The organism is Mycobacterium ostraviense, assembly GCF_002705925.1.
Taxonomy (GTDB): domain Bacteria; phylum Actinomycetota; class Actinomycetes; order Mycobacteriales; family Mycobacteriaceae; genus Mycobacterium; species Mycobacterium ostraviense.
The window spans coordinates 4,081,431-4,108,031 of record NZ_NKRE01000001.1; the positions used below are offsets into that span (position 1 = coordinate 4,081,431).

The following is a 26,601-nucleotide window of genomic DNA, read 5'->3' on the forward strand; positions in this document are numbered from 1 at the left end:
CCTTACCCCTCCGCAGGCACGAACACGAAGTTGTTGACGTAGACGCCGTGAATCGCCCACTGTTCATCCGGGCCGCCGATGTTTGCCGGGTTCTGATGTTGCGTCGGGTCGAACTCCCCGACCGGCAGCCGAGCGTCACCGGATTCGAAGTAGCCCGCATAGCCGAAGCTCTCCAACAACGCGGTGATCTCGGCAACGGCGTTGGGGCGATGGCGTTCCTCGGCTTCCACCAGAATCGTCGGCCGGTTGCGCCTGAGCGTTTCCGCGGCGCCGCGCAACACGGCCAGTTCGTGGCCCTCGACGTCGATCTTGATCAGGCCGACGTCATCCAGCTGCAGATCGTCGAGGCGCTTGACCGGCACGTCGATGCACCGGATGCTGCTGCCATCTACGTCGCCGAGGACATTGTCGGTGTCGATCGTGCTCCGGCCCGGTTCCGACTCGACCACCCGCATGGCGGTCACGCCGGGCTTATCCGACAGCGCCACGGCTTCGACCCGCACCGCGGCGCCGACCGCAGCGAACATGGCCGCCAGATCGCGGGCCTGGGCCGGCCGGGGCTCGAACGCAATGACCGACCGCGACGATGCCAACATCGCGGTCGTGAACTCGCCGACGTCGGCTCCGATGTCCAGCGAAACGCGGTCCGGATCGCATAACGACGCCGCCAGCCGCACGTCCGGGCGGGATTGGCCCAGACGTTGTAGCAAACGGTATTTCCGCCGCCAGAACAAGCGTGGCGCGACAGCTTTCGCTGCCGGGGCGAGCCATCGTTTGACCGCACGTGCTACGGGCACTTGTGTTGTCTTCAGCAGCATTTCCTCCCGATCACCGGCAGGGCGTTCATCGGCATCCGCCACGGTTACGCGGTTGCGGGGCGTGAACATCCGCCGCGGCTTGGATCCCAGGCTATGCTCACCGACTCCCTACCTGTCCTTACAAGCAGGCGAGCCGCGGCGCGGCATACCGGGCGTCAGCAAAATTTTCGATTGTTCGGCCGGAAGCAGCGATCTTGACGATACGTTGCACGACGATGCTGCATAATGTGCTCGCGGTTGGCGCGGCGGGTGCGCAGTGAACCGTATCGGCCCTATTCGGATGGCATCGGGTCAAGAAAGGGCAGTGGATGGATTTCCGCACCTTCGTTCAGACCCTCCTCACACGCTGGAAACTCGTCGCGGCCGCGTTGCTGGCGTGTCTGGCCGGCGCGGCAGCCGTCACCCTCTTCCAAAACAAGGCTTACCAGTCGTCGGCCACCGTTCTCATCTCGATTGCCGGTGCGACCGACGTCACCGAGGTGTACTGGGGCGGGCAGGCTGCACAAGACCGGTTGTCGTCGTACGCCGAGATCGCCGGTGGGCGTGCCGTAGCAGAGCGCGCGGTCAGTCGGCTCCAACTCCCGATCAGCGGCGACATCCTGGTGAGCAATACCCAGGTGAGATACACCCCGAAATCGATGCTGTTCACGATCACCGTCACCGATACCGATCCCAGGCGGGCCGCGCTGCTCGCCGGAGCGATGGCCGATTCGTTTGCCACGCTGGTCCCGACCCTCGATGTGAACGCGCGTCCGCAGGGCCGGGACGCACCCCAGCCGCCGAAGCCGCTGCCGATGGCCACAGCGATCGTTATCAAGCAGCCCGAGATACCTAGTCGTCCGAGCAGGCCACTGCCGCTGCGCAACATGGCGATGGGACTCACCGCCGGGGTGCTGCTTGGCATCGCGGTGGCACTGACCCGGGAAGCCAGCGATCGCACCGTCCGCAGCCGCGGGAAGTTGGAACAACTTTCCGGTCTGCCGACGTTGGCCGAGCTGCCCGGAAAGCACGGCACCACAACGCGATTCGGCACCGACGTCACGGCTGACGACGCGGTGCGCGGCTTGCGCGCCCGACTGCTCAGGGCCATCGGACCTGAGGCCAGTCGCGTGTTGGTGGCGGCGCCGTTCGGCGGCGAAGGAACCACGACGACAGCGCTCAACTTGTCGCTGGCGCTTGCCGAACTCGGCGAAGACGTTCTGTTGGTCGAAGGCGATACCCGCCGACCCGTGATCGCCGGTTTGCTCAGAGTCGAATCGGGGGAGGGACTCACCAACGCGCTGGCCAACCCCGCTATTGCCGCCGAAACCGTGAAGCCCACGCCGATTTCGAACCTGTTCATCCTCGCATCCCGATTCGTCCGCCGCGAGACCTCGCCCTGCAGTGCGTATCTGCCGGAAGTGATCGACACCGTACTGGCCGACCTGTCGTCGCGTTTCGACCGAATGGTGGTCGACGGGCCGCCGGTGCTGGCGACGGCCGACACCGGCCTACTGGCCGGCGGCGTTCAGGCCACGGTGTTGGTGGTGCGGGCGGGGCGCACCACCGTCGAGGAACTCAACGACGCGCTGACCGCGCTGCGCTCGGCCGGCGCGGAGCTCGCCGGCACCGTGCTGACCGACGCCCGAGTGCCCCGGCACACCAGAGCCGCGGCTCGGATCTATCGGGCAAAGGTCAGCGGGTCGCCGTGATTCTCTACCTGCGGGATCGCCATCGCTTGGTGATGACCGGAGCAGTGTTCGCCGCTTTTCTGTTCGGGTGCTTTCTGGTCGGTGTGTTCGCGGTACGCCAGACCGGCCAGGGACTGATGTTGATCGCCGCGATCTTCAGCCTGGTCGTGTACTGGGCAAAGCCCGAAGCGATGGTCTGGGTCGCGCTTTTCTGGGCGTTCGCGGCACTGCCGGCCGGCTTGCATGTCGGCAAGGTCGTCGGCCCGGCGGTGATCTACGCCTACCAGGCGGCGCTGGTGCTGGCGATCTGTTACCTGATCCCAGTCGTGAAACCGCGATTCTCCGACTTCGCCCTGCCGGGGATGTTCGCGTTGATCGTGGTGTTGTCGACCGCCGCCGGATTGGCCGCCGGAAATGCCGCCTGGGTGGTGGTTCGTGAATCGACGACGCTGCTCGAAATGGTCGCCGGGTTCATCCTTGCGTTGCTGATCGTGAAGGGCAATTACGTCACCGGGTCGATCCGCGCGATGGCCGTGATTCTGTGGTTTTCGGCGGCCATGGCGATCGTGGGTTCGTTTCATGCCATCCGGCTCGCCGGCCGGGCGGAAACCGTGCAGGGTACCGGTGCCGGCGAGGCCCTCCGGATCATCCTGTCGGCCCAGACACCGGCCACCGCCGTGCTGACCGCACTGATCGCCGCCGCGATCGTCGGGGGAGCCAGGCCCGCAATGTATCTGGCGCTGGGCCCACCCGCGTTGATCATCACGCTGCTGTCATTCAGCCGAAACCCGTTGATCTCTTTCGCGGTGGCCGCCGTCGTCGCCTTGCTTGCCGGCTTCAGCTGGTCAACCCTGCGCCGATCGGTCACCCTTACCATGATCGGTGCGGTCGTCATTGCGGCGACGCTGGCGTGGTCGCTGTTCTTGCTGAAGGGTTCGTCGACCGGGGCGTGGGTCGCCGAACAGTTCAGCGCATTCAATCGCCGGGTGCTCGGCGGGGTTTCGACGGGGGCGCTGGCGGTGGACCCATCGACGTTGGACAGGCTACGCGAAGTCGACAACCTCGACCGCGCGATCGCGCAGGCGCCGCTGTTCGGCCACGGTCTGGGCTACGCCTACCAGCTGCCGTACGGGAACGACCCGGACGAGTTCACCATGAAGTTCTATCCGACCTACTCTCACCTCTTCTACCTGTGGTGGCTTGCCAAGGCCGGGGTGGTGGGCATGGCGGCGTTTGCCGTGTTTGCGCTGACGCCGCTGTTTCGGGCGCTGCGCCGGACCTCGGCGCCGGCGAAGATCAGTGCGGCGGTCAGCGCCGGCCTCCTCGCGATGTCCACCGTGTGGCCGTTGCCGGAGATGCCGACGGACGCCGTTTCGCTGGGTCTGGCCCTGGGAGCGACGATGGGGTACGCCGGCGTGCGGCCCACGGGCCCGGAAACGGACGACACGGCCGTTGACCGGGCGCCGGTGCTCACCGGTGGACTCAGGTGAATTCGGTCGGGGAGACTTCGGTGCCGGACAGGCTGCGGGTGCTTGTGGTGGGCCCGGCGCCGGCCGCGGCGGACAGCCGGGGCGGCATGGCGGCGGTGATCGCGCTCATGGCAGCACATCCGGACGAGCGAATCCGCGTCACGGTGGTGCCGACGTTCGTCGACGAACCCCGGTGGCGGCGGCTGTGGGTCGGTGTCCACGGAATGGTGCGCGCCACCTGGCTGGTGCTGCGCGGGCACACCGATGTTCTGCACCTTCACCTGGCGCACGGCGGTAGCGTGATCCGCAAAGCATTGCCGCTGTGCGCCGCGCGGCTGACCGGCATACCGACGGTGGTGCACGCCCACAGCTACGACTTCGGCGGCTGGTTCGATCGACTACCGCCGCTGTTCCAGGCAGCGGTGCGGCGCATGCTGGTCGCCGATCGCTGGCTGGTGCTGGGCGACGGTCACGTCGCGGATTACGCGAACCGGCTGCGGTTGACGGACAGTCGAATCAGCGTGCTGCACAACGCAGTCCGGATTCCGGACACACCGGTGACCCAGTTCGGTGCGGAGCCGGTCCACGCCGTGTCGATGGGTCGGCTGGGGGCACGCAAGGGCAGCTATGACGTGATCGCCGCCATCGACTCACTCGACGCGACGGTACGCAGTCGGCTGCGGGTGACGCTGGCCGGCGACGGCGACGTCGACGAGGTTCGCGCGGCGGTCAGCAGGGCCGGGCTCGGTGCGACGATCCGGGTGGCGGGCTGGCTGGAACCCGTGGCACGCGACGAATTGCTCTGCAGCGCACACGTTTTCGTATTGCCCAGCTACAACGAAGGTCTGCCGGTGGCGCTGCTGGAGGCAATGGCGCACGGGCTGGCGCCGGTGACCACGATGGTGGGCAGCATGGGGGAGGTGGTCAGTGACCGCGTCGACGCGCTCATCGTCAACCCCGGCCGCCCCAGTGAGATTGCGGAAGCGCTGAGCGCACTGGTGACCGACGAACAACTACGGGCCCGCCTGGGCAGCGCCGCGCGCGACCGGGCTAGCGACTTCGGACTCGACCTCTGGTATCAGCGGCTGACGCAACTGTGGACCTGTCTGGCGAGCAAGCCGCCGGCACTTTCTCGATAAGTGGAGTCGTGTCGACGGTATTGGTGAACCGGCTAGATTCAGTTGCCACAACATCGCACAGACGGGAAGCGCCGCGTTGACGCAAAGCGAAGAGTACGCCGAGCAGTTCTTCGAATTGCAGACGGAGTCCAACAAAGAGTATTGGCGCCGGCTGGGAGTCGCGGCCCCCGACTGGGCCGGCAAACGCGTGCTCGATGTCGGCTGCGGCCTCGGAGCGCTGTCCATAGAACTGGCTCAAGCGGGGGCCAATGTGCTGGGTGTCGATCTGGACGAGAACCTCATCGCATTCGCCAACCGCAAGGTGGCGCAGCAATTTCCCCAGGTGCAAAGCCGCGTGACATTTCGAGCAGCCGATGCGATGTCTCTCCCGGTAGCCGAACCGTTCGACGTGATCGTTTCCAAGGACACCTTCGAGCATGCCCCGGACGTCGCGTCGTTGCTGAAGGCGCTCGACAAGCAGTTGGCCCGGCCGCAGGGAATTCTCTACGCAGGTTTCAGTCCGCTGTATTACAGCCCCTACGGCGACCATGGTCGTACCGGGCTGAAAGTGCCGTGGGCGCACGCGGTTTTGCCCAAGCGCGTGGTGTATGCGGCAGCCGCCCGGCACAACGGACATCCGGTGGGCTCGCTGTTGGACATCGGCCTCAACGGCAATACTCCCGACCAGTTCCGGGCCGCGTTCGATGACAGCGGGCTGCGGATGATTCGCCTGGCCTACAACTGCGGCGACAAACGGTTACTGCCGGTACTCGAGAAGGCTCGCAAGCGGTTCCGGCGGCTCGACCGATTTACCACGGTCAGTATTTATGCCGTCTTCGGCGTCCGATCGTCATAAGTCGATTCCGGCCGGAATTGCCCAGTCTCGCTTTATGTCTGAATACATTGCGCTCTTGCGGACGGCGGCGCGACAGATTACTCTCGCTACGCGGTACTTGCCGGCTGCAGGTGTTTGGAACGCCGCAATGTAGATTCATGGAGGGGCGACCTCAAAGAGTCGGGGCGAATGTCAACCTGGTTGCGGGATGCCGCTACGGGCGTCAATTCCAGACGATCGTTGTCCGGGCGCGCTCGGGCGCGACGGTGGCGGCACCTCATCGAGACCTTCCCGTCGTTGCGGGAAATGCGAGTGCTGGACCTCGGCGGAACACCCGAGTCGTGGCGATTGGCGCCGGTGCTGCCGACATCGGTCACGGTGGTGAACCTGCTGCCGCAGGAGTCGCCGGTCAAGGGTCCGGTCAAGGGTCCGGTCAAGGGTATCGTCGCGATCCAGGCGGACGCGTGCGACCTGCCCGCCGCGATCGCAAGCGACCACTTCGATCTGGTGTATTCCAATTCGCTGCTCGAACATGTGGGCGGCCACGTGCGGCGCCAACGATTGGCTGACAACGTCCGCTCGCTGGCCGACCGCCATTGGGTGCAGACGCCGTATCGCTATTTTCCGATCGAACCGCACTGGCTTTTTCCCGGCATGCAATGGTTGCCCTACGAGGCGCGCGTGCAGATATCGATGCACTGGAACCGCGGCCACATTCGAACGCACACTCGTGCGGAGGCGCAGGAACAGGTCGATGAGATTGATTTGATTGGTATTTCGCAGATGCGTCGATACTTCCCGTCGTCGACCATCTGGTACGAACGGTTTGCTGGATTGATCAAGTCGCTGGTCGCCATTCAAACCGGACCGGCGTAGGTTTTTCGGTCGCCGGGGATGAAGCTTGGTCAACCCTCGGTCGGGGCAGGCGGCGACTTGCGTATCACGTAGGTGAGATTGTTGTGCCGCCACGCTAGAGCACCAAACGACAAGGCCGACAAGGCTTTCGCGTATGCCCGAGTCACCCGGACCCGAGCACCGGTGCCGCGCACATAGTAGGTGTGGCCGCGCTCTTCCAAGATGGAGCATCCGTTTCTGTCGCAAAAGTCGCGTATCCCGTCACGGGAAATGAGGGACGAATAGTAGGTGGGAAACGGCGAGTGGCCCGGCTTCCCAGCGCCCGGGTAACGAACGAAGTACCGGTAATAAGCGACATGAACCCCGAAGGGCATGCGCCTGGCGGTCCAGCCGTATACCGAGTCCCGGTCCGGGATCCGCAGCACCAGCAGCCCTTCCGGCTTGAGCCCGTAGACCATGTTCACCAGGGCGCGCTCGGCGTCAGGTATGTGTTCGAGCACGAACGAGTTGTAGATGACGTCGTAGCGGCCGGGCGGAATTGTCGCCGGCTCCGTCAGGTCGCCGATGATGGCCTCGTCCAGGTCTCCCATCTTGTCGATACGGCTTTGGAGCGCATCGGCATCGAGGTCGATACCGGTCAGCCGATAGTCGACGCCTTCGAGATCGAGTGGCCAGTCGAGCCCGCAACCGGCTTCGAGGATTTCCAGTGGGCCGCCAAGACCTTTGATGATCGACGAAACGAGCGTCACTTCTTCGTTGTAGGTGTCGACGGTCTTCAACTCCGTCCGAGTACGCACTTGGTCCTCCGCAAGTTTCGTTGACGACCGGCTTCCCGTCCGTGACCCAAACCGTAGCGGCGGCTGCGGACGTCACCTGTGGGCCGCACCACTTCAGCTAAGACCATCGGCGCTGGTGGCCGGATTGGCCCGTTTCCTCAATCGATATTTCAGCCGGGCCGCACTGTACTGCGCCCACCAGATCGCTCGCTTGTAACCAACGGTCCGCCTGCAAAGCTGCAGATACCGGGGTGAACTCCCCGCCTCCACCGCGCGCCTGTCCTCCAGCAACCGCACACACCGCAACGCGAGGTCGAACGACCCATAGCAGTAATGCGCGATCATCGCCAGATGCTTCAGCTGCTCGTCGGTCATCCCGTCCGGATGGACGAAGTCGCGCACATAGACGATATCGGTCTCCAAGATCTGATTCAGCGGCCGGAAGGGGTCACCGACCGCGAAGTCGCCGATCACCCATTTCTGCACGTCGCCGGGGATGCAGTGCGGAACAAAACCCTGACGCCGCAGCTCCAAATCGACCTCTCCGAATGGGGGCTGGTGTTGGTACAGGGTAATAAATGACACCTCGGTCTGAATTGCCACCGCGTCGGCGAGCTTGCTGCGCCCATTTTGAAAGACGGCCAGCTCACCTCCCTGGATGTCAATCTTCAGCAAATCGAGATGCTCGATTTCGCGGATGTCGTCGAGGCGGCGGGTGTCCAGTGGGACGCGCTCGATGACCCGGCCGAACCGATCGAAGAGACTGAACAGCCCCTGCGTCAGCGCGTCGGGTTCGAGCAGGCTGGTCATCGCCCCCGGTGCCGGACAGACCTTGAGGGTCTGGGAGCTGCCGTCGCCCAGCGCGAACGGCAGGTAGCGCTCGTTGGGGCCGCATCTGGTTTGCAACTCGAGCAACGCCTCCCGACCCGGCTCGAACCCGGTCACAAGACACAGGCCGGTGTTGAGCATCGACGCATACGGCCAGTCGCCGCAACGCCGGCTGGCTCCGACGTCCACGATGTGAGTGAGCCGCGACGGTGAGATGATGTCCCATAGTGTGCTGCTCAATCGATCACCACCGGTTGCTGTGGTGATCTGGGTAAACAGCAGATTCCACTCCGCGACGGCGCCAGTCATCACGCGTTTCAGTCGCGCCGAAACAATGGCGCATCACCGCCGGCCATCTGTACGGCGAACCGGGGTGGCCCAACGCGGGCAGATAAGGACGTCCTCGTCGACCACCGTGTCGAAGGCGGGCACCGACACACAATACCGGGCGCCTTTGTGGAAGATGGCCATTGCAGCAAATTCAATTGACACCGGTCCATTCCCGGCCCGGTCCTCGACCGGCCCGCGCAACACCGTGCCACCTGGCGAACAATCCGAACACAAAGTTGCAGCCCGACCCAGGGAGCGGTCGTTAGAGTTCGATGGGTGATGGCACGACTTAGGGACCTCGCGCCGCCCGCGACCCGCGCCTCCCTCAAGAACTTTGCGGCTGGAATGCTGTGTGCCGCCGGTGTTCCGACATTCGCCCGGCGGCGACACCGCAACCTGCTCGCCATCGTGATGTTCCACGGTGTGGAAAGCGAACCGCTGTCGCCGGCGTGTTGGCATGTGCTCGGCTCGGTGCTGTACCGACGTCAACTCGAGTACATCCGCAAGCACTTCAACGTCCTTCCGCTCCACGAGGCCCTCGATCGCCTTGCGGCTGGGACGTTGCCGCCGCGCGCCATGGCGATAACGTTCGACGACGGAACCCGTAACCTCGCCACGCATGCGGTCCCCGTGTTGCGCGATCTGAAACTGCCCGCGGCGGTGTTCCTGGCGACGGGCTTGATTGGCAGTGACGAAGCCCTGTGGCCCGACCGGCTTTGGCTGGCGATCGCCCGCACCAATGCGACTCAGGTCGATCTGACCGTCCTGGGGCTGGGCACTCGATCGCTTGCCGGTACCGCCAACCGCGGTGCGGTCTACGCGACCACGGTCGAGCGATTGAAAAACCTTGCCGACCCGCAACGGATTGCCGTGCTGGACCAGGTTCTCCGGGTGCTGGGGTACCGCGACGGCGGCGACAGCGGTCCGTTCCGGATGCTCTCCTGGGACGAAGCGCGTGAGATTGCCAGCGACGGCTTGGTGACGCTGTATCCGCATACGGTGACCCATCCGATCCTCGCCCGCTGCAGCGATGACAAGGTCGAGCGGGAGATCGCGGATTCCTGCGCGGCTATCGAGCGTGAGACGGGTTGGACACCAACAATTTTCGCTTATCCTAATGGTCGGCAACAGGATTTCGACGCCCGCGCCAAGGACGTTTTGCGCCGTCGTGGCGTGCGCTGGGCGTTGACGACCACGGCGGGATTCGCCCATCGACGCTGTGACCCGCTGGCATTGCCGCGGTTGGCGGTCGGCAGCGATTCGTCGTTCGACTACTTTCGGCTCACGGTCTCTGGCGGGCTGCCGCGCCGCTATGGCGGCAGCCGCGGGATGGCCAGCGCAGGCTGAAAGCCTGGCGTCGCCGCGATGCGGCGGCGAGCCACACGTCGTGCAGTGCTTCCCGCCAGCGCTCGACGTCGAACATGCCGGCGCGCGCGTAAGCGGCCCCGGCCAGACGATTGCGTAACTCGTCATCGACGATGAGCTCCTGCAGCGCCGCCGCCAGCTGTCCGGGGTTGCCGGGCTTGACCAGCACACCGTTCACTCCGTCGGTCACCACTTCCGGTATTGCGCCCACTGGCGTGGTCACCGGTACCACCCCGTTGGCCATCGCCTCCAGCAACGCCATCGGAAGGCCCTCGCTGTAGCTGGGCAACACGAAGATCACCGATTTGGCCAACAGCCGGTCCCGGTCTGCGGGGCCGACCCACCCGGCGACGTCGATGGTGTCGTCGAGCCCATTGGCGCGGACGAACTCACGTACCTGCTCCACCTCGCCGTCACCGGCGAGCGTCACCCGCAGGTTGGCCCGAATGTCCTTGGGCAGCAAACCGATTGCCCGGACGAGGTCGTAGCTTCCCTTGTTGGTGCCCAATCTGCCCAAAGACACCGCCGACAATGGCCGGCGGGTGCGCGGCGACGGCGCATCGGGAGGCATGACCACGGGGTTGTAGAGGAGTCGGGCTTTGGACACCTCGAATCCGAGTCTCCCGGAGGACGCCACCATATGAGATTCGCCGAGCAGCACCACATAGTCGGCGCGCAGCGCGGCGCGTACGGCGCGGCGCAGCGGCGACGGCAGCCTGTCGAACCAGGTGAAGAAGTGAGAGCTGTGGCAATGGACGATCGTCGGGATGCCCCGCATTCGCGCTACGAATAGCGGTAAGGATTTGCGGACGACGCTGCCGCGCAACGAAAAGTGGACATGCAGTACGTCGACCGCGCCGGCCAACAGCAGCGCCGAAGCCTTGAGCATGCCCGAGATCCCCGTCCATAGCCAAGCGGGCAGGCAGTCATCGACGTAGGTGGGCACGGAGCGGACGTGAAACCGCGGGTCGTTGTCCTCGATCAGCAATTTCGTTACCGCCGCCATGCCGCCGCGGCTGTTGGGTCCAGTCGGCGCGGTCCCGACCGTAAGTACCCGGATCGGGTAGCGGACCGGCCCTGTTGCTATCGATTGGTTGGCACCTGGGTTGTTCTCGCGGAGCCGTAGTCTAGGCAACGACGGGGCCTCCTGGTTCTGGCTGCGTCCCCGGGCGGGCACTTCATGCCCGGCTGCCACCGCGACACCTTGATCAGCCGGAACTCTAGCAAGCATCATGGGGGACTTTGCCGTTTCGGCCCAAGCCGCACGGACTTCGTGCGAGCGGGCAATGCATACGGGCGCCTTGCCACCGCCGACCCGCAACCACTTGGGCTAAATATCAGCTTGTCCGCCCCGACGGCGAGTGATCGCGCGTCTCGGGCTCGTCGAAAAACCGGCTAATCCGGCTCAGCCGTACATCATTCGGCCTGGCCACTGACGACACCCTGGCTACCTCGGCCCGGCCTTACAAATGGCTCAGTGGGTACGCGGTGAGCGGTACCCGCGAATCATGTCTATTTGCTCTCGACGCGGCTTCAACACTGCATACTGTTCCGGTGATGGGTCGGAAATATATGGGCAGAGTCATTGCACTGGCCGCTGTCATCGGATTGTTGACCGTCGGCGCCCCCGCATCATGGGCCGAGCCCACCGAACCGGGCACCACGACCGAGCCCGGCGAACCGGCCCGAACGACGGCCTCGTTGACGCTGGCGTTGTCCGACATCGGCTCCAGCTCCACCATGACCTTCTACGGCTTGGACGGCACCGTGCAGCTGAGCGTGCCGGTCCCGCGCGGGCTGACACCGGCAGCTCTGAACGCGATCGTCGAACCGCCTATCAACCTGCGCTCCGGGATCATCACCGTCACGCAGGACGAGCGCCAGATCGCGAAGGTGAACGTGCCCGCCACCGACCAAGCGCCGATCGTTATCCCGCTGGCCGGAGCCCAAGTGATCAACGATTCGGCGACGGTGTTGCTGCGCGCACATCTGGTGCCGCAAGAGGGATTCTGCGTCTACCCGTGGAGCCCGTTGCGGCTGATCAACGGAACTGTCGGCTACACCGGGGTCGAACAGCCACCCACCACGGTGGCCCATTTCCTGCCGCCGGTGCTGCGGAAGCTGACGATATTTGTGCCGGAATCACCGTCGGCGGCCGAGTCCGACACGGCAATTCGAGTGGCCACCTCCGCCGCCGCGCATTACGGCAAGCAGAACCCGGAGATCGCCCTGGTGCCGTTGAAAGAAGGGCAGGCCGCGCCGCCGACGCCGCCGCTACCCCAGGAACGCCAGATCGTGGTCAAAGAGGGATCCGACAACGGGCTTTCGCTTCAAGGCGCCACCGGCGTGCCGTGGTTGTTGATCTCCGGACCGCTGGGGCCGAGCAACACATCCGACACAGCTTTGCTGTTCAGCGACCTGTCCGGGTTGGCCCTGGCTTCCAAGGCTGTCGCCACATCGCTGCAGACCGGCATCCAACTGCCCGGCGACACCACCACGCTGCGGGAGCTGGGGCAGCCCGTGGTCAACTCCACGGGGCTGCAACCCCGGGTGGTGATCGGGCTGGACCAGACCCGGTTTGGCAGATCCATCCACTCGGTGCGAGTGCATCTGCGGGGGTCCTACTCTCCGACGCCGACCACTATGGGCGGTCAGATAGCGGTAACGGTCGGCCCGGAGATCATCGACCACTGGCCGACCGACGGCCACGGCGTCATTGACCGCTGGATCGACGTCCCGGATCGGCTCTTGCAGCGGTGGACCGGTCTTACTGTGACGCTGGACATTTCGGGCAACGTTGGACGTTGCGGAGACTTCTACGTCGCCGGCGCCGGAGACCAGCTGCTCTCGTTGACCATCAACGGCGACACCACCGTGCAGAGCAGCCCCGCCAGGCCGCCGGTGCCGGACGGCCTGTCATCGGTGCCGCAGGCACTCATGCCCAAGGTCCTGGTGGGCATCGAGCCCCACTCGTTCAGTGACACCGCGCGCGCCGTCGACATCATGGTTGGGCTGCAGCGAACCAGCTCGATCCCCATCGACACCGCCGTGACGAGCCCGCGACAAGCGATCGAGTCGTCGAATCCGGCGATCGTGATCGCCGCTGACGGGTGGAACCACCCCGACATCGTGCTTCCGGTGTCCGCGGGGCCCACCGGGCCAATCACCATCAACGCCTTCGGGTCCGACGGCAAGCCCGCCAAGCTGACACTGGACCCGACACTGCGGTTCGCATCTCTCCAGACGGTCTTCAACCGCGGCCGGTCGCTGCTGATCGCAACCTCCAACGGCGCGTCCGCGCAGCTCGACGAGCTCCTCAGATGGCTCGACGCCGACAGCAGTCGGTGGCCGAGCGTCAAAGGTGTGGCGCTGGTGGCGGTACCCGGACAAGACCCGGTAACCGTCGACCGCCTGGGCACGCCCGGCCCGGTTGCCGCATCCGAGAGTCACTCGGACTGGGGATGGCTGTGGTGGTTCGGCGGAGCCTGGGCAGCGGTGGCCGTCGTCGGTGCAGCGGTGATCGTGCTGCGCAGCCGCCGCGGAAGGCTGCGTGGCTGACAGTCAACAGGGAATATCAGTGGAACCCAGGGGAAACAAGTTAATCTCACGCTACAAGAAGACCTACGGCATTCCGGCCGAGGTGCACATCACCGAGCAGATGATATTAGCTCATTGGGATCTGGAAAAAGAATTGACGGCAGAGCTGCGTCAATCGAACCCCGAAGACCGGTGGGATACTTTCGATCACTGCTACACCCGCCTTTACGCGGAATTAGAGTGGCTCAATCAGTTTGCCGGAAAAGCCGATCCGCAAACGCCCCACGAGAAATTCGGGAGATGGCTCGACCTGATCGGGCAGCCACCGAAATCGATCTATGAAATCGGTTCCGGCCAGGGCGGACTCATTTCATACCTGGCGGCCGGTGGTTATGATTGCAGAGGAACCGAGATCACTTGCGAACGGGGACAGCAATTGATACCCGAGTCCTGCGCGAATCTTTCCTGGGGGATATCCGACGGCGTGCACCTCGATGCGTTCGAGCCTCCCGAGAGTTACGATGTCGTGGTCTCCGACCAGGTCATCGAGCATATCCATCCCGACGATCTGGATAATCATCTACGCAGCGTCCGCACGATATTGAAAACGGGCGGTAAGTATATCTTCAACACCCCTCATCGATATACCGGGCCGCACGACATCTCGCGCGTATTCAAATGCGGCGAGGCGGCGGGGATGCACCTGAAAGAATACACCTGCCGCGAACTGGTGGAAGCCGCGGAGCGAGCCGGCTACCGCTCCACACATTTTGGATTCGTACCCAGGCGATTCCGCATGATGCTCACCGCGTTCGGCGTGAAAAGATTCGCCGGGCCGGACGCGACGGAGAGTCTATTTCTGCGGACCGAATTATTGGCTGAAAAATTTCTGCGTGTCTTGCGCGCTGCCGCATTGCGCCATGGGTGCGGAAAAGTGTTTTCCAAGTTCGGCGTTTTCTCCGAAACACTGTCCATCGTCGCCGAGAAATGAAATTCGGCGGTTCCGTGGTCAAGGCCGGCGGGGCATGACTTCTGCGATGACCGTCAGCAAGCGATCGGCGGCATGGCCGACGGCGAAGCGCCGCGCGTAGTGGCGTGCGGCCGCGGCTCCCTGTCGTGCCGCGACGGCCGGGTCGGCCAGCGCGTCGAAGGCGGCGGCCAGGCCGGCCACGTCGTCGATACCGATCGGCGGGCGGTCCGGCGGCTGGTATTCGGGCAGGGCACCGGCGGTGGACACGATCGGCATCACGCCCAGCTGCATCGAGAGCACCTGCACGCCGCTTTGTGAAGCGCGCCGGTAGTGGGCGACCGAACCCTTCGCGGCGGCCAGCGTCGTCACCACGTCGCGGTAGCGATAGCTGCCGGAAAGCCAGCGGGTGTGTTTGGGCAGCGGACCGGCGTCCAGCGGGCCGCCGATGAGCACCAGGTTGTCACCGCGCCAGCCGCTGCCGACGTGTCGCTGCCAGGCGTCCAGCGCTACTTCGACGTTCTTATAGGGGTGCAGCCGGCCGATCATCACGAAGTCATGGCGTCCTTGCGGGCCGACCAGCGGCGGCACCAGGGCCGGGTCCAGGTCGCTGGTGAGCGGCAGGACATGCACCCGGGTGCCGGCGACGTCGCGACGGGTGGCGACGGCCGCGGCGACGTAATCGCTGTAGGTTACAGTGGCCGCCGAGCGGGCGCCCCAGCGGTCAAAGAGGGCATGTTCGTAGGCCGGCCGGTGTTCGACGGGGTCGTGCGGCCTGTCATCGTGCACCAGCTGAATGCGCGGAGCCCGCCCGGCCAGCGCGATCCAGCGGGGATCGCGAACCAGCTCGGCGATCACGACGTGCGGCCGGTAGTCACGGACGCGGCGCCAGGCCGCGAAGCTCGCGGGCCAGGTTGCCGCCGTGCGAAACCGTGGATCGAGCACCACCTCGTAGTCCCGGGCCTCGCCCGACTCCGGATGCTGGTCGGAGGTCACCAGCAGCACCTCGGCCCCGCGCCGGATCAGCGCCTCCGCCTGCACCCGTGCCAGCGGCCGCATCCACGGTGAAAGCCACAGCACCCGAAGCGAATTCATAGTACTGCGGCGATCGCATCGAGATAGGCATCGGTCATTGCCGCAACCGTGTAGTGCCGTTGCATCCGTTCGAAGCCGCGCCGTCCGACCGACGGCAGCGCGGTGGGGTCTGCCAGGATCTTGGCCAGCTGTTCGCGCCATCCCGACACCGATGCGGGTTCGACGACGAACCCCGCCCTACCGAAGTCCAGCATCTCGGGCACCGCACACACCGCCGACGCGGCAACCGGCACCGCCCGGGCCATCGCCTCGAGTATCACCAGCGGGAAGGCCTCGGAACGACTTGGGACGCACAGTAGATCGGCGTCGGCCAGTGCGGGCCCGGGGCCCGCCGACCAGCCGCGCCACTGAACCCGATCGCGCAACTCGGCCGGAGTGCCCGCCTGCAACCGCTCCCGATCGGGGCCGTCACCGAAAATCGAGAGCCTCCATCGCATCTGGGTAAGGCCGCCGAGCGCCTCGATCAATAGGTGCGGGTTCTTGTGCTCGACGATGCGCGAGAGCATCACCAGGTGCGGCGGCTCGCCGACACTGCGCATCGGGGGGGCCGGGTCGCGGGCCGCGGCGACGCCGTTGGGTGCGACGAATCGCGGTCCGCCCAGTCGATGGTGTGCGGTCAGCATCTCCCAATGGCGTTGCGCCAGAACAATAAAGCCGTCGGCACGGCGCATCGCCGCGGTCAGTGGCCGGGAGTAGATGGGCCGGTCGTCTTCCGGCGGAATGTGTGCGGCGACCAACCAGCGCCGGCTTTTGTCGGCTGCGCGCCACAGGGCGGCAAATCCGGTCTCGGTGTTGGTGTCGCCGCTGATGAGGACCGCCGGACCCGCCGGAACGTCGACGATCGGCGCCCACCAGGGCTGGCGGACCACGCTGACACGGTGCGGAATTTCGTTGATCAGCGGGCCGAACCGTTGCACGCAGACAATGGTGACCGGATAGCCCCTTCGGTCCAACTCCGTTGCCAGCAGGGCCTTTTGACGCTCGGCACCGCCGTACACCAGGCGGTTGGTGACGATCACGATCGCCGGCAGGTCGGTTCGGCGGCCAGCCCGAGCGCTGCTGCCGGCGGCGCGTTTCGATCGCTGCAGTCGCTCCACCAGCTTAGTGGCGGCCAGGTAGACGTCCGCGTGGTGAACGCTGTGTTGATGTTCGAGAAGCAGCGCGGCGTTGGTGCGCGCCAGGTCTCGGTTGCGGCGGTGTTCGGCAGCCGCGGCCGCACCCTCGTGGGTCGAGCCGGCGCCGGTCACCGGATGACCCCGGTCGGCGCCCACTTCGTCGGCCAGCAGTATGCGCCAGCCCGCCGCGCGGGCACGGTGTTGCCAGTCGGCCGCCTCGCCGTAGCGAAAGAACTCCTCGTCGAAACCGCCGATAGCGTTCCATGCCGCACGGCTGATCGCCAGACAGGTGGCTCCCAAATAGCCTTCCAGGCCTTGGGATTCGGGCGGCTGGCGGGCATAGCGCGGCGAGATCGGCGTGCTGCGCAGCGAGTCGGAGTAGTCGGCAGCGGCAACCAGCGCCCGGATCAGGGTCTGGCGGCGGGTCGCGATGTCCCACGGTGGCCGACCGGGTGCGGTGTCGTCACACACCATCGGCGACACTGCCGCCACTCGAGGTCGGCGAAGCAGTTCTCTGGTGCGGGTCAACGGTCCCCGCACCCGGGCATCGGCATTGAGCAACAGCAGATCGGTGTCGCTCGGGGTGTTTGTCACCAGCGCGTTGAAGGCCGCGGCGAAGCCACGGTTCGCCGGTCCCGGCACCCAGTGGACCGCCGGGTGGTGGGCGGCCAGTTCCTCGCGACCGGGGCACCCTTCGCCGGGGCTGTCATAGACATAGACCGGCAGCTCAGGCAAATGCTCGGCGACACTGTGCAGGCACATCTCGAGGCCGGCGTGACTCTTGCGGTACACGATCAGCACCGCAAGTGACCGGTTCGACGGCAGCCTGGGCGGGTCGCCGACTGGGCGTGGCAGATATGCCCGGTCCATTTCGCGGGTCATGCCAACACTGCTTCCCGCGCCGGGCCCGCGGGACCGCGGGGGCGCGGAGGGTGTCGCCGCGGCACCGTCAGTCCTCGGTGAGCGCCGTGCCCGAGTGGCGGTCGTTGACGATCCGGGCCGGCGAGCCCGCGACATCGACGTCGTCCGGCACCGATTTGGTGACCACCGCGCCCGGTCGGATGGCGACGCGGTTGCCGACGTCGGCACCCAGCACCATCGCCATCGGCGAGATGAACACGTCGTCGCCGATGGTCGGGAACTGTCCCGGATGCCCTTCTCCTATCGTCACTCCGTGATGAATCCGGCAGTTCGCGCCGACCCGAGCCTTGTAGTGCACGACTATCAGGCCGGCGTGGGCGATCGACAGACCCGGACCAAACACGTTGCGCGGGATGTCGAATCCGAGCCGTTCACCCAAGAACTTGGTTCGTAGCCTCAGATATGCGGCGACGACGTGTGCTGCCGGCGTCCGCGCGGTATTTGTCCAATACTCGGATTTTCGCAGCAGACGCTGAAAATGGGCTGGGCGCTTCAAGATTCGGTGGCGGAGCCGCCAACGCTGCAGGCCGTGTGCTTTCAGGTCCGCCGCCAGGTATGCCCGCAAGTCCTCGCGAGTCCTGATCACGGGCACACCGTACTACACGCATCAATCAGGTGGCCCGCCTTTATTTGTGGTATTGCCAGGCCCGCCGCTAGCGCGTCGGTAGCGCCGACGGGACGCTCCAGATTCGCGCAGTCCGTTCCCACGGTCACGCCGCCAGCTGATCGCGGCGCAACGAGGCTAAAGTCTGCCAGCTTACCGGCCCGAACACCGCGCTGGTGGCCAGGTAAGCGACAGCGGCGGCACCCAGTACCAGGACCATGTGCTGACCCGAAAGCAGCAGCGTCACCGCGACACTCGCCGCGGTCGGTACCAGCAACCGCAGCAAGAACGTCACCGGCGTGCGGTAACCGCACTGACGGTGTAGGCACCAGCCGGCGATCATCATGTTGGCCAGCTCGGTGCACACCAGCGCGATGCCGGCTCCCACCGCACCCAGCCGCCCGCCCAGGGCGAGGTTGAGCACGATGTTGAACGCGAGGGTGGCGACCGACAGCCAGAACCAGAACCGCTGGCGGTGGCTGGCGAACAGACCCTCGCCCAGGGTGGTGGTGACGAAGCGCAATGCCACCGCGACGAAGAGCAGCGCCAGCGTCGGCGTGCCGCGGCCCACGAATGCCTGGTTGCCGAACAACCTGATCAGCGGTCCGGCGAGCAGCGCGCCGACAACCGCGACCGGGACCGCCAGGAAATACATCAGCTCGACACTGCGGCGCATGAAGCCGGCAAATGCCGCGACGTCACGCGAAAACAGTTCGGTGGCCGTCGACAGCGTGGACTTGAGGAAGAACACCGACACCACCAGGGTGTTGAGCGCGACCGAGGACGCCAGGCCGTAGACGCCCACCTCGGAATGGGTGTTCACTAAGGACAAGATCACGCCGTCGGCGCGCCAGTACAGGACGGTGATCATGGTCACGCCCATCGGAAAGAGGCTCTCCCGCAACAGATCCGCGGCCTCGCGCAGCGCGAAGCTGGGACGCAACGAGACATGGCGCGCGGCAGCGCTGCTCTGGATCAGCACCTGCATGGTCGTCGGAATGAGCTGTACTACCGCGAACCAGATGACGTCGGCTCGTTCCGCTACCAGAAACGCGATCACCGCCAGCGTGGCCAACCGCCCGACGACGTCGGAGACCGCCACCGCGAAGAACCGCACGGTGGTCTGAAATACCGGCTCGAGCCGTGTCGTCATCGTCACGATGAGCAGTTGCGTCGACAACACCACGAGCATCACCCGCACTTGGTGGTCGCGGTACAGCAGCAAGCCGGTTCCCGCCGCCAACGCCGCAAGTGGAACGCAATACAGCAGGGACAGCCCGTTGTAGATCCGGACCAGGCGCTCCAGATCGTCGCGGCCTGAGGTCACCCGACGCACGATCACCCGCCCGACACCAAGATCGACCAGGCTTGCCCACATTCCGATGAATGCGACCGCGATGGTGAGCTGGCCGTAGCGGTCGGGACCCAGATAACGAGCCGTCATTGCCACCGAGACCACCGAGGCCAGCATCCCCAGCATCCGGCAGATCAGCTGGATCGAGAACGCCTGAGCCAACCGCGCGACCGGCACCGATGGTGCGATCGCACCGGGTGCCGTCGGCTCAGTCATGGCTCACGGCCACCTAGTATGCTCCGTGACCCGTCAAGACGGCTTTCACCGTCTTGGCGATGATCATGAGATCACCTGCCATCGACCAATTGTCGACGTACGACAGATCCAGCCGCACCGACTCTTCCCAGGTGAGTTCTGAGCGGCCGCTTACCTGCCATATTCCGGTAACGCCCGGCTTAACCAGGAGCCGCCGCTTCACATCGCCGTTGTAGTTGTCGACTTCGCGGCTCAATGGAGGCCGCGGCCCGACCACGCTCATGTCCTGCTTGATGACATTGACGAATTGGGGGAGCTCATCGATGCTGAATCTGCGGAGTAATCTGCCGACGGGCGTGACCCGGGGATCTTGACGCATCTTGAACAATATTCCACCGGCGCCCTGATTCATCGACAACAGTCGGTCGACTTGGGTGTCGGCGTCTGCTTCCATTGTTCGGAGTTTAAGCATCATGAAGGGCTCGCCATTAATACCTATACGTTCTGAACGGTAGAAGACCGGTCCTTTGCTGGTCAGCTTGATCGCGATAGCAGACGCAATGAGAAGTGGCGATACCAGGATCAGCGCCGCCAGCGCGAAACAGAAGTCGAATGTCCGCTTTTGAAAGCGCTGGGCGCCGGTGTAAAGCGGCTTTTCGACATGCAGCAGCGGGAATCCGGCGACCGGCCGCACGGTCAATCGCGCTTCCGCGATGTCCATCACCCCCGGCGACAACACCAGGTCGACGTCCATCGTCTCCAACTGCCACATCAAGTTTCTGATCGCGTGCTCGCCGAAATGCTCGGTCTGGGTCACCACCACGGTGTTCGCGCCGCAGGCGTCAAGCGCTGCCACCGCATAGGATTCGTCTCCCAGAATCGGGACTTTGCGGCCTTCGACCGTCAGGATTTCGCCGCGGGGCGGGCCATACCCGGGAATGCAGACCCCGACGACAACGTAGCCGTCGAGTGGGTTACGGTCCAGTTCATGTGCCAGGCGTGAAAGTCCTTGGCGGTCTCCGATAGCCAGCGACATCGTCTGGTATTCGCCCTGGGCTCGCTTCCGGCGGATATACCTGCGCCAGCTGTTGCGGCTCGTCAGCAATCCCAGGGTGCCGACGGGAAGCGCCACCGCCAGATAGCCCCGGGCCAAATCAATCTTGGCGAGAAGCGTCACCATTGCGATGATCCCGAATGTCCAAAATGATGCGCTGCTGATTCGCCGGTACTCGTCGATTCCCACTCCGATAACGTGCGGTGATCGCGTGTGGAATATCGCCAGCGACGAAAGCCACAGCGCCGCGAAGAGGAAGGAGAACAGCGTCATCACCGGGCCCGGGTAGCCCGACTTGTTCGGCGAATCGCCGAAGCGGACGTATTGGGCGAGCATGACCGATCCGAAGACGATCACCGAGTCGGCGATCAGCAGCCGCTGTGAATAGCGGTGCTGCCAGCGCCCGATTGTATTGCGGTCGGGCGTGAGCACCGGAGCCAGAGTTGCCGGCGAATTGTCGGTTCGGCGGTGAAGTGACGGGATCACGCTGGCTCGCTTTCCCTTATACGGTTGCTGGCTCGGGCGGCGCGGCATCGCGGACTGCGCCGCTGATATCGGGGCGATCACTTGCCGGCGTGCCCACGCAGTACGTGCTGGGATAGCAGATCAGCTGCGCGCGCGCGGTACGGAGCAAGGCGATAGGGCCCTGCAGCAAGTAACGGCGGGCCAACCGCCGCGGCTCGCTGATCAAGCGGTGCAACCATTCCAGCCCGAATTTCTGCATCCACCCCGGAGCCCGTTTGGTCTTGCCGGCCAGGAAGTCGATGGCACCGCCACAGGGCAGCAAAACCCGGGCACCCGTCGCGCAGCCATACCGGTCAACCCATTGCTCTTGACGCGGCTTGCCGAGGCTGACGATCAGGATGTCGGTGCGCGCGGCGCGGATGGCCGCCGCCAACTGCCCAGAAAGCGATTCGAGGGTATCTGCGTCCGGTGCCCACATCCCCGAAATGGCAAGCGCCGGATGACGTTTCGGTAAGAAGCGGGCAAGCAGGCGGTGGGTTTCGGCGCTACCGCCAAAAAAGCCGACCCGCTGCCCGGTCTTTTCGGCCAGCGTCAACACGCTGGGCAGCAGGTCGGCCCCGGTCACCCGGGGCCACGGCTTGCCGGTGAGCAGTTGGCCCCGCCAGGCGATCGGCGTTCCGTCGGCCAGTAACAGCCAGTCCAGCGGGCCCGTGGGCGCCGGCATGACCTTGCGGAAGTGGTACAGGTGGTCGAGGTTCACCGAGCCCACGGCCAGGCTCGCTGTCGGTGAGGATTGCAGTCGCGACGCGATGATCGACAGCACGTCGTCGAACTCCCAGCGATCGACTATGGTGCCGCCGATGATCATCCGCACACCGGTTTCGGGCAGCGTGTCCACGCTCATGAGCTGATGCCTTGCTCGATGCCGTTCTCGACGGCTTGGCGGAGCACCGGATCCAGCCGCGCCGGAGAGATTCCGAGAACCTAGCCATAGACCGGCCATGTCAAAGGCCTACGTGTATCCGGCAGCCGGTGGGCGGGTCATTACCGTGGGGACAATCCCGTATCGGGGACCGACAGATCTGCCCGGGCCGGTCAAACCGGATCGCGGCGCCGCGCCCAATAGGCTTGGCGCCGCGTTGGCAGCATCAAGGCCGCTCGGCAATGCGGCGGCGGCGCCCATGTTCGCCGTCGGGATCACGCTGGTCCAGCTCGCCGGCACTGACAGCGGGCCCAATGCGGCCGCATTGCCCATGCTGCCCGCTACGCCCGGTCCCACGGACGCGATCAGGCCTACCCCCGAGCTGACCGCACCCGCTGCTCCTTCTGCTGCCGCTTGCGCCGCGGCGGCTGCTCCACTCGCCAAACCCTGTGCGGTTTGGGCTATTCCGAGGATGGACGACATCGAATAGAGCGGGGTCGCCGCGGCCATGAAATAGCTGGGAAGCGCGTAGACCGGGACGGTTGCGAGGGTGGGCATCAGTGACGACGAGGAGCCTAGAAGGCCGGAAAGGGGTGATGCCAGCCCGTCCAGCATGGCCGGAACCGAGGACACCAGGCCGGCCAGCGATAGTTGCTCTGTTCCCGAGGCCGCTGCGGCTTGGGCGACTGCGGTGCTCTGCCCGGCCAAACCAACCGGGTTGATGACCTCCGGCGGCGAGATCAACAGGGTCAGTTCACAAGCGGTCGCCGAGTTCGCGGCATACTCATACATCGCCGCCGCATCCTGCGCCCACATCTCGCCGTAATGGGCTTCGGTGGCCGCGATCGCCGTCGAGTTCTGACCGAAGAAGTTGGTGGCGACCAGCGCCGCGAGTAGAGCCCGGTTGGCCGCGACCACCGGCGGCGGCACCGTCATCGCGAAGGCCGCCTCATAGCCCTCGACGGCAAGCACGGCCTGACTGGCCGTTTCCGCCGCGCGGGCGGCGACCCCGGCCGTCCACGCCACATAGGGTCCGAGTGCCGACGCCATGGACAGCGATGCGGGGCCCAGCCAGCGTCCGCTGGTCAATCCCGCGATCACCGACCGGTAATGACCTGCGGTCGCGTGCAGTTCGGCGGCCAAGCTGTCCCACATCGCCGCGGCCGCCGCCAGCGATCCCGGGCCGGGGCCGGCATACATCCGCGCGGAGTTGATTTCCGGCGGTAAGCCACCGAAATCCATCACGTCAAACCCCGGCCGTGGCTAGGCTCCCCAGATGCGGCGAAGCGCAACCACCTCGCGGCGGAGTCGGCGTGCGGCACCTCAGCTGCCGGAGCTGCTGAAGCCGGCTTTCCGCCCGTCATCGCGGAGCCCCTGTGGCGAAAGACATTCACTTCTCCCCTAACGCGTGCAGGCTGACGGAAACGGAGCCGAGTGACACGCCTCGTGTCCGACCGTCAGTATCGGGACCCGTTCCCTACCCTCATTGACGTCAAGATTTCAGCCCAGGTCAGTAAACTGACAGTTGTATGATAGCGGTTCTAACATCCCATCCGTATCGTTTTCGCCGCTGAGCCACGCGGCAGTCCGCTTCCGGGTCGGCGCCAACGCAGGCACCGCGACTACCCTCAGGAAGTGCCGGTCGGCTCCGGCGGCGACGGCGGCACTATGGGCGCGACGGGATCCAATTTCGCGGCAGGTACCCCCGCCGCGAGCAGCGTCCTCAGAAAAAGGGATTGCAGCATGAACCGGCGGACCGCGGACAATCGCACATTGTGCGGGCGACCGGTCACGGATATGCGGCGAGATACGTTTCGTTGCTCAGATCAGCGGTCAGTTCCTCGACGTCGAACGGCCGGCGCAGCCGGGCGCGGAGCTTCCGCGGGTCGAGAAGTAGCCGGACTTCGGCGGTTTGCTCGGCAAACAGCCGCCCGATGAAGGGGTAGATGCGGCGCATGATTGCGCGCTCGGCGGATGTGCAGCGCGACGCGCAATAGCCGACATGGCCGATCTCGTCGGTAAGGATTTCGCTGTAGAGCAGTTCGATTCGTCCGGCGACGTCGGGTTCGTCGGCAAACAGTTCGATGCCGACGCGGCGCAGTTCGTCGAACACGATGCAGCCCGCCATCTCTGCAGCCCCGACGAACACGAAGGCGAACCTCTCGGGAAGGAACACTCCAGCCTTGACGAGCTGTCGCATCACGAACGGCGGAGCGGCCACCTGGAATGGCAGGTCGAAAATGTCCAAGGCGTATGCCAGCAACCGGGTGTGGTAGTGCTCTTCGAGTTCTACGTACACCCGCTCGGGCGCCACATCCTCAGCGCTGTTGCGCCCGTAGGTTTCGCCAAGCCCCACGCCGAAGCGTTCGGCCTGATTGAGCTTCGCCGTCGCGAGCAGGAACAGCATTTTGGGGTCCAACCCCGGTTCGGGTCGCCGCCGGCGCAGGTTACGAAGAAACGTCGATCGGTCTGCCGGACGGGCCGACCGCACCGGGTGAGCCTCGAGGTCTTTGATGAACTCTTCTCGATTCGTGAGGCGCCGGTTGAGCAGGTCCGCTTCGCCGTCGCGCCGCGCCAGGAACTCCCTGTAGCCCTCGATGCCGGTTGTCTTCATCGTGTCTCCATCCCTTTGACAATCGTTGTTACGTACCGGCTCAACACGGCATCCGGTGTCGGAGAATGGTGCGCACCGGTGGCAAGAAGGGCGTAGAGCCCGGTCAAGAAGAACATCGCGAGATCGCGCGCGTCCGCATCCGGCGTGACCTGCCCCGCGTCCTGCGCCCGGCTGATCGCGCCAATCAAGAACTCCGCCAGCGGGTGCCGGCTTAACTCGTCCTCGCCCGGGCGCGTCGACGAGAAGTGCAAACCCAGCATGTCCCGGAAAACCACTGTCCCCAAACGACGTTCAGCATCTAGCACCTGACGCACCAACCGGGAAAGCACCGATATCAGATCGCCGGCCTCGGCCCGGGCGCCGACGAGCGCGGCGACGATCCGGGTCTCCTCGTTTCGCTCCAGCTCGACCAGCACCTGTTCCTTGGTGGGGAAGTGGAAGTAGAACGTCCCCCTTACCACCCCTGCCGCCGCGGCGATGGAGCTGACGTCGGCGCCGGATATTCCGTTCCGCGCGATCTCCGCCAACGCGGCGTCGAACAGACGTGCCCGTGTTTCGAGCCGTCGAGCCTCCCGGATACCGGCCGGTGATTCCGCTGCGGTGCTGTCCTGTGGTGACCGCACCGACACACCGTACGTCCATTCACTGGCACCCGTCAATGACGGTCGTCAGCGAATGTGCAGAGTCGTCACCGCCAAGGGTCATAGCCTCGGCGCGAGGCTATGACGACCCGAGCGACAACAATCCGGGCGCCACGGCCCCGGTCACATGGGTCCGTCCGCGCGACAAAACGGTGAGCACGATTCGGGGCGGTTGCGCCGTGGCGGCCGCGAACGCCGTCACATGGTGCAACTCGGTGAGAAAGAGCGCCGTCTGGCCCGGCGGTATGTCGTACGGCACCGGGGTGCCCAATGCCAGGGTCGGCTCCAGTGACGTGCCGTCGGGATCGGAGCGGACCGCCCAGCCCGCCACGGGTAACGGGGCCCGCCCCGTGTTGACCACCCTGACGCCGATGACGTACCGGCCGTCGGGCAGTTGCTCCGCGGCGTTTTCCAGCGACGCCCGAGCCTGGCTGCTGGCGTCGGTGGTCACCAGCCCGTCGGGCGTCAACAGACCCACGACCGGCGAAAGTTTGGGTGCCGAGCCCGTTCGCAGCCGCAATAGCTGCCAGGTCAGCAAGGCCACCGAGAGCACGGTGCCCACCAGGCCGAGCACGAATCCGGCGACGCTCACCGTGGCACGCTGCAGCGGTCGATCATGAGCGTGAAGGCTACTCTGATGCCAGCCGGGTTGTCGCGGTGCCTTCCATAACGGTAATGCGTTGCGGCGGAGGCGATCCGGCGGCAAGTCTGATGAAGTTCCAAACTTCGACTGAACATTTGCTAAGACCGCGTTTCGCGAGCGGTGCCGCCCACTGCCGCGGCCCTACAGTCGGGATATGAGTACGAAGTACTACCTGCAGAAAGTGCCCGTCGAATCGGTGGAACCAGGCTTTTCGTTGGCCGTCGAGCGCGACGGCGGTTATCACCTGTTCCAGGTCGACTGCACGCAAATGTCCCGGCGCAGCGGCCAACCGGTGATGATCAGGCTCGCCTCTGAGCCAGTCGAGGGCGGCGATCCGTGGATCGTGGAGTACCAAGCGGGTACGCCGGTGGTCCGGCTCCTCGGCGTCTGCGAGGCCGCCTCGTAGCTCG

23 protein-coding genes are annotated in these 26,601 nt (G+C 65.2%); 9 read left to right on the forward strand and 14 right to left on the reverse strand.

What is annotated here, in order from left to right:
* Positions 1-2: 2 nt before the first annotated feature.
* Complete coding sequence (locus CDN38_RS19150) at positions 3-818, reverse strand: FkbM family methyltransferase (RefSeq protein ID WP_408633034.1); 816 nt, start codon at positions 816-818, stop codon at positions 3-5.
* A gap of 308 nt (positions 819-1,126) precedes the next feature.
* Here CDN38_RS19150 and CDN38_RS19155 point away from each other — a divergent pair, with 308 nt between their 5' ends.
* The 5 genes from CDN38_RS19155 to CDN38_RS19175 all read left to right on the forward strand — a co-directional run bounded on the left by CDN38_RS19155 (position 1,127) and on the right by CDN38_RS19175 (position 6,786).
* Complete coding sequence (locus CDN38_RS19155; protein ID WP_075510620.1) at positions 1,127-2,509, forward strand: tyrosine-protein kinase domain-containing protein; 1,383 nt, start codon at positions 1,127-1,129, stop codon at positions 2,507-2,509.
* Positions 2,510-2,541: 32 nt separating this feature from the next.
* Positions 2,542-3,978 carry an O-antigen ligase family protein gene (locus CDN38_RS19160; RefSeq protein ID WP_180276351.1) on the forward strand — a complete coding sequence of 479 codons (1,437 nt, stop codon included), beginning with the start codon at positions 2,542-2,544 and terminating at the stop codon, positions 3,976-3,978.
* A 107-nt stretch (positions 3,979-4,085) separates the two neighbouring features.
* Complete coding sequence (locus CDN38_RS19165; protein WP_233026938.1) at positions 4,086-5,096, forward strand: glycosyltransferase family 4 protein; 1,011 nt, start codon at positions 4,086-4,088, stop codon at positions 5,094-5,096.
* Positions 5,097-5,172: 76 nt separating this feature from the next.
* Positions 5,173-5,931, forward strand: a complete 759-nt coding sequence (locus CDN38_RS19170; RefSeq protein WP_233026939.1) for a class I SAM-dependent methyltransferase — start codon at positions 5,173-5,175, stop codon at positions 5,929-5,931.
* Positions 5,932-6,099: 168 nt separating this feature from the next.
* Complete coding sequence (locus tag CDN38_RS19175) at positions 6,100-6,786, forward strand: class I SAM-dependent methyltransferase (RefSeq protein ID WP_099319117.1); 687 nt, start codon at positions 6,100-6,102, stop codon at positions 6,784-6,786.
* 29 nt (positions 6,787-6,815) lie between these two features.
* On the opposite strand, the gene CDN38_RS19180 is transcribed toward CDN38_RS19175, so the two are convergent.
* A complete protein-coding gene (locus CDN38_RS19180; protein ID WP_180276352.1) occupies positions 6,816-7,562 on the reverse strand; it encodes a class I SAM-dependent methyltransferase in 747 nt (248 codons plus the stop codon).
* A gap of 93 nt (positions 7,563-7,655) precedes the next feature.
* A complete protein-coding gene (locus CDN38_RS19185) occupies positions 7,656-8,678 on the reverse strand; it encodes an FkbM family methyltransferase (RefSeq protein WP_233026940.1) in 1,023 nt (340 codons plus the stop codon).
* 300 nt (positions 8,679-8,978) lie between these two features.
* On the opposite strand from CDN38_RS19185, the gene CDN38_RS19190 reads away from it, so the two are divergent.
* Positions 8,979-10,046 (forward strand): polysaccharide deacetylase family protein, encoded by a 1,068-nt coding sequence (locus tag CDN38_RS19190; protein WP_099319118.1) that lies wholly within the window; start codon positions 8,979-8,981, stop codon positions 10,044-10,046.
* On the opposite strand, the gene CDN38_RS19195 is transcribed toward CDN38_RS19190, so the two are convergent.
* Positions 9,982-11,259 (reverse strand): glycosyltransferase family 4 protein, encoded by a 1,278-nt coding sequence (locus CDN38_RS19195; RefSeq protein WP_233026941.1) that lies wholly within the window; start codon positions 11,257-11,259, stop codon positions 9,982-9,984. The two genes, CDN38_RS19190 and CDN38_RS19195, sit on opposite strands and share 65 nt — an antisense overlap.
* A gap of 362 nt (positions 11,260-11,621) precedes the next feature.
* Between CDN38_RS19195 and CDN38_RS19200 the strand changes: the two genes are divergently transcribed.
* Positions 11,622-13,622, forward strand: a complete 2,001-nt coding sequence (locus CDN38_RS19200; RefSeq protein WP_075510627.1) for a hypothetical protein — start codon at positions 11,622-11,624, stop codon at positions 13,620-13,622.
* The gene (locus CDN38_RS19205; protein WP_233026942.1) at positions 13,615-14,592 is read left to right on the forward strand and encodes a class I SAM-dependent methyltransferase; all 978 of its coding nucleotides are present in this window, start codon (positions 13,615-13,617) and stop codon (positions 14,590-14,592) included. Before CDN38_RS19200 ends, CDN38_RS19205 begins: the two co-directional genes overlap by 8 nt.
* 18 nt (positions 14,593-14,610) lie before the next feature.
* Here CDN38_RS19205 and CDN38_RS19210 read toward each other — a convergent pair whose 3' ends face one another.
* The 10 genes from CDN38_RS19210 to CDN38_RS19255 form a co-directional block, all read right to left on the reverse strand.
* Positions 14,611-15,663, reverse strand: coding sequence for a glycosyltransferase (locus tag CDN38_RS19210; RefSeq protein WP_075510629.1), 1,053 nt, complete (start codon positions 15,661-15,663; stop codon positions 14,611-14,613).
* Positions 15,660-17,660 (reverse strand): glycosyltransferase, encoded by a 2,001-nt coding sequence (locus CDN38_RS19215; RefSeq protein ID WP_075510630.1) that lies wholly within the window; start codon positions 17,658-17,660, stop codon positions 15,660-15,662. The genes CDN38_RS19210 and CDN38_RS19215 overlap by 4 nt, the downstream gene beginning before the upstream one ends.
* A 67-nt stretch (positions 17,661-17,727) precedes the next feature.
* On the reverse strand, positions 17,728-18,285 hold the full coding sequence (locus tag CDN38_RS19220; protein WP_075510661.1) for a serine acetyltransferase: 558 nt from the start codon (positions 18,283-18,285) through the stop codon (positions 17,728-17,730).
* Positions 18,286-18,409: 124 nt separating this feature from the next.
* Positions 18,410-19,873, reverse strand: coding sequence for a flippase (locus tag CDN38_RS19225; protein ID WP_075510631.1), 1,464 nt, complete (start codon positions 19,871-19,873; stop codon positions 18,410-18,412).
* A gap of 13 nt (positions 19,874-19,886) precedes the next feature.
* Complete coding sequence (locus tag CDN38_RS19230) at positions 19,887-21,440, reverse strand: sugar transferase (RefSeq protein WP_099319119.1); 1,554 nt, start codon at positions 21,438-21,440, stop codon at positions 19,887-19,889.
* Positions 21,409-22,275: a WecB/TagA/CpsF family glycosyltransferase gene (locus CDN38_RS19235; protein WP_233026943.1), complete on the reverse strand. Its 867-nt coding sequence runs from the start codon at positions 22,273-22,275 to the stop codon at positions 21,409-21,411. Before CDN38_RS19235 ends, CDN38_RS19230 begins: the two co-directional genes overlap by 32 nt.
* A 108-nt stretch (positions 22,276-22,383) precedes the next feature.
* The gene (locus CDN38_RS19240; RefSeq protein ID WP_099319120.1) at positions 22,384-23,538 is read right to left on the reverse strand and encodes a PPE family protein; all 1,155 of its coding nucleotides are present in this window, start codon (positions 23,536-23,538) and stop codon (positions 22,384-22,386) included.
* Between the two features lie 544 nt (positions 23,539-24,082).
* Positions 24,083-24,907 (reverse strand): hypothetical protein, encoded by an 825-nt coding sequence (locus CDN38_RS19245; RefSeq protein WP_075510634.1) that lies wholly within the window; start codon positions 24,905-24,907, stop codon positions 24,083-24,085.
* Positions 24,904-25,530: a TetR/AcrR family transcriptional regulator gene (locus CDN38_RS19250; protein WP_075510663.1), complete on the reverse strand. Its 627-nt coding sequence runs from the start codon at positions 25,528-25,530 to the stop codon at positions 24,904-24,906. Before CDN38_RS19250 ends, CDN38_RS19245 begins: the two co-directional genes overlap by 4 nt.
* A gap of 97 nt (positions 25,531-25,627) precedes the next feature.
* On the reverse strand, positions 25,628-26,140 hold the full coding sequence (locus tag CDN38_RS19255; protein ID WP_075510635.1) for a hypothetical protein: 513 nt from the start codon (positions 26,138-26,140) through the stop codon (positions 25,628-25,630).
* A gap of 205 nt (positions 26,141-26,345) precedes the next feature.
* On the opposite strand from CDN38_RS19255, the gene CDN38_RS19260 reads away from it, so the two are divergent.
* Positions 26,346-26,597 (forward strand): hypothetical protein, encoded by a 252-nt coding sequence (locus CDN38_RS19260; protein WP_075510636.1) that lies wholly within the window; start codon positions 26,346-26,348, stop codon positions 26,595-26,597.
* Positions 26,598-26,601: the final 4 nt, after the last annotated feature.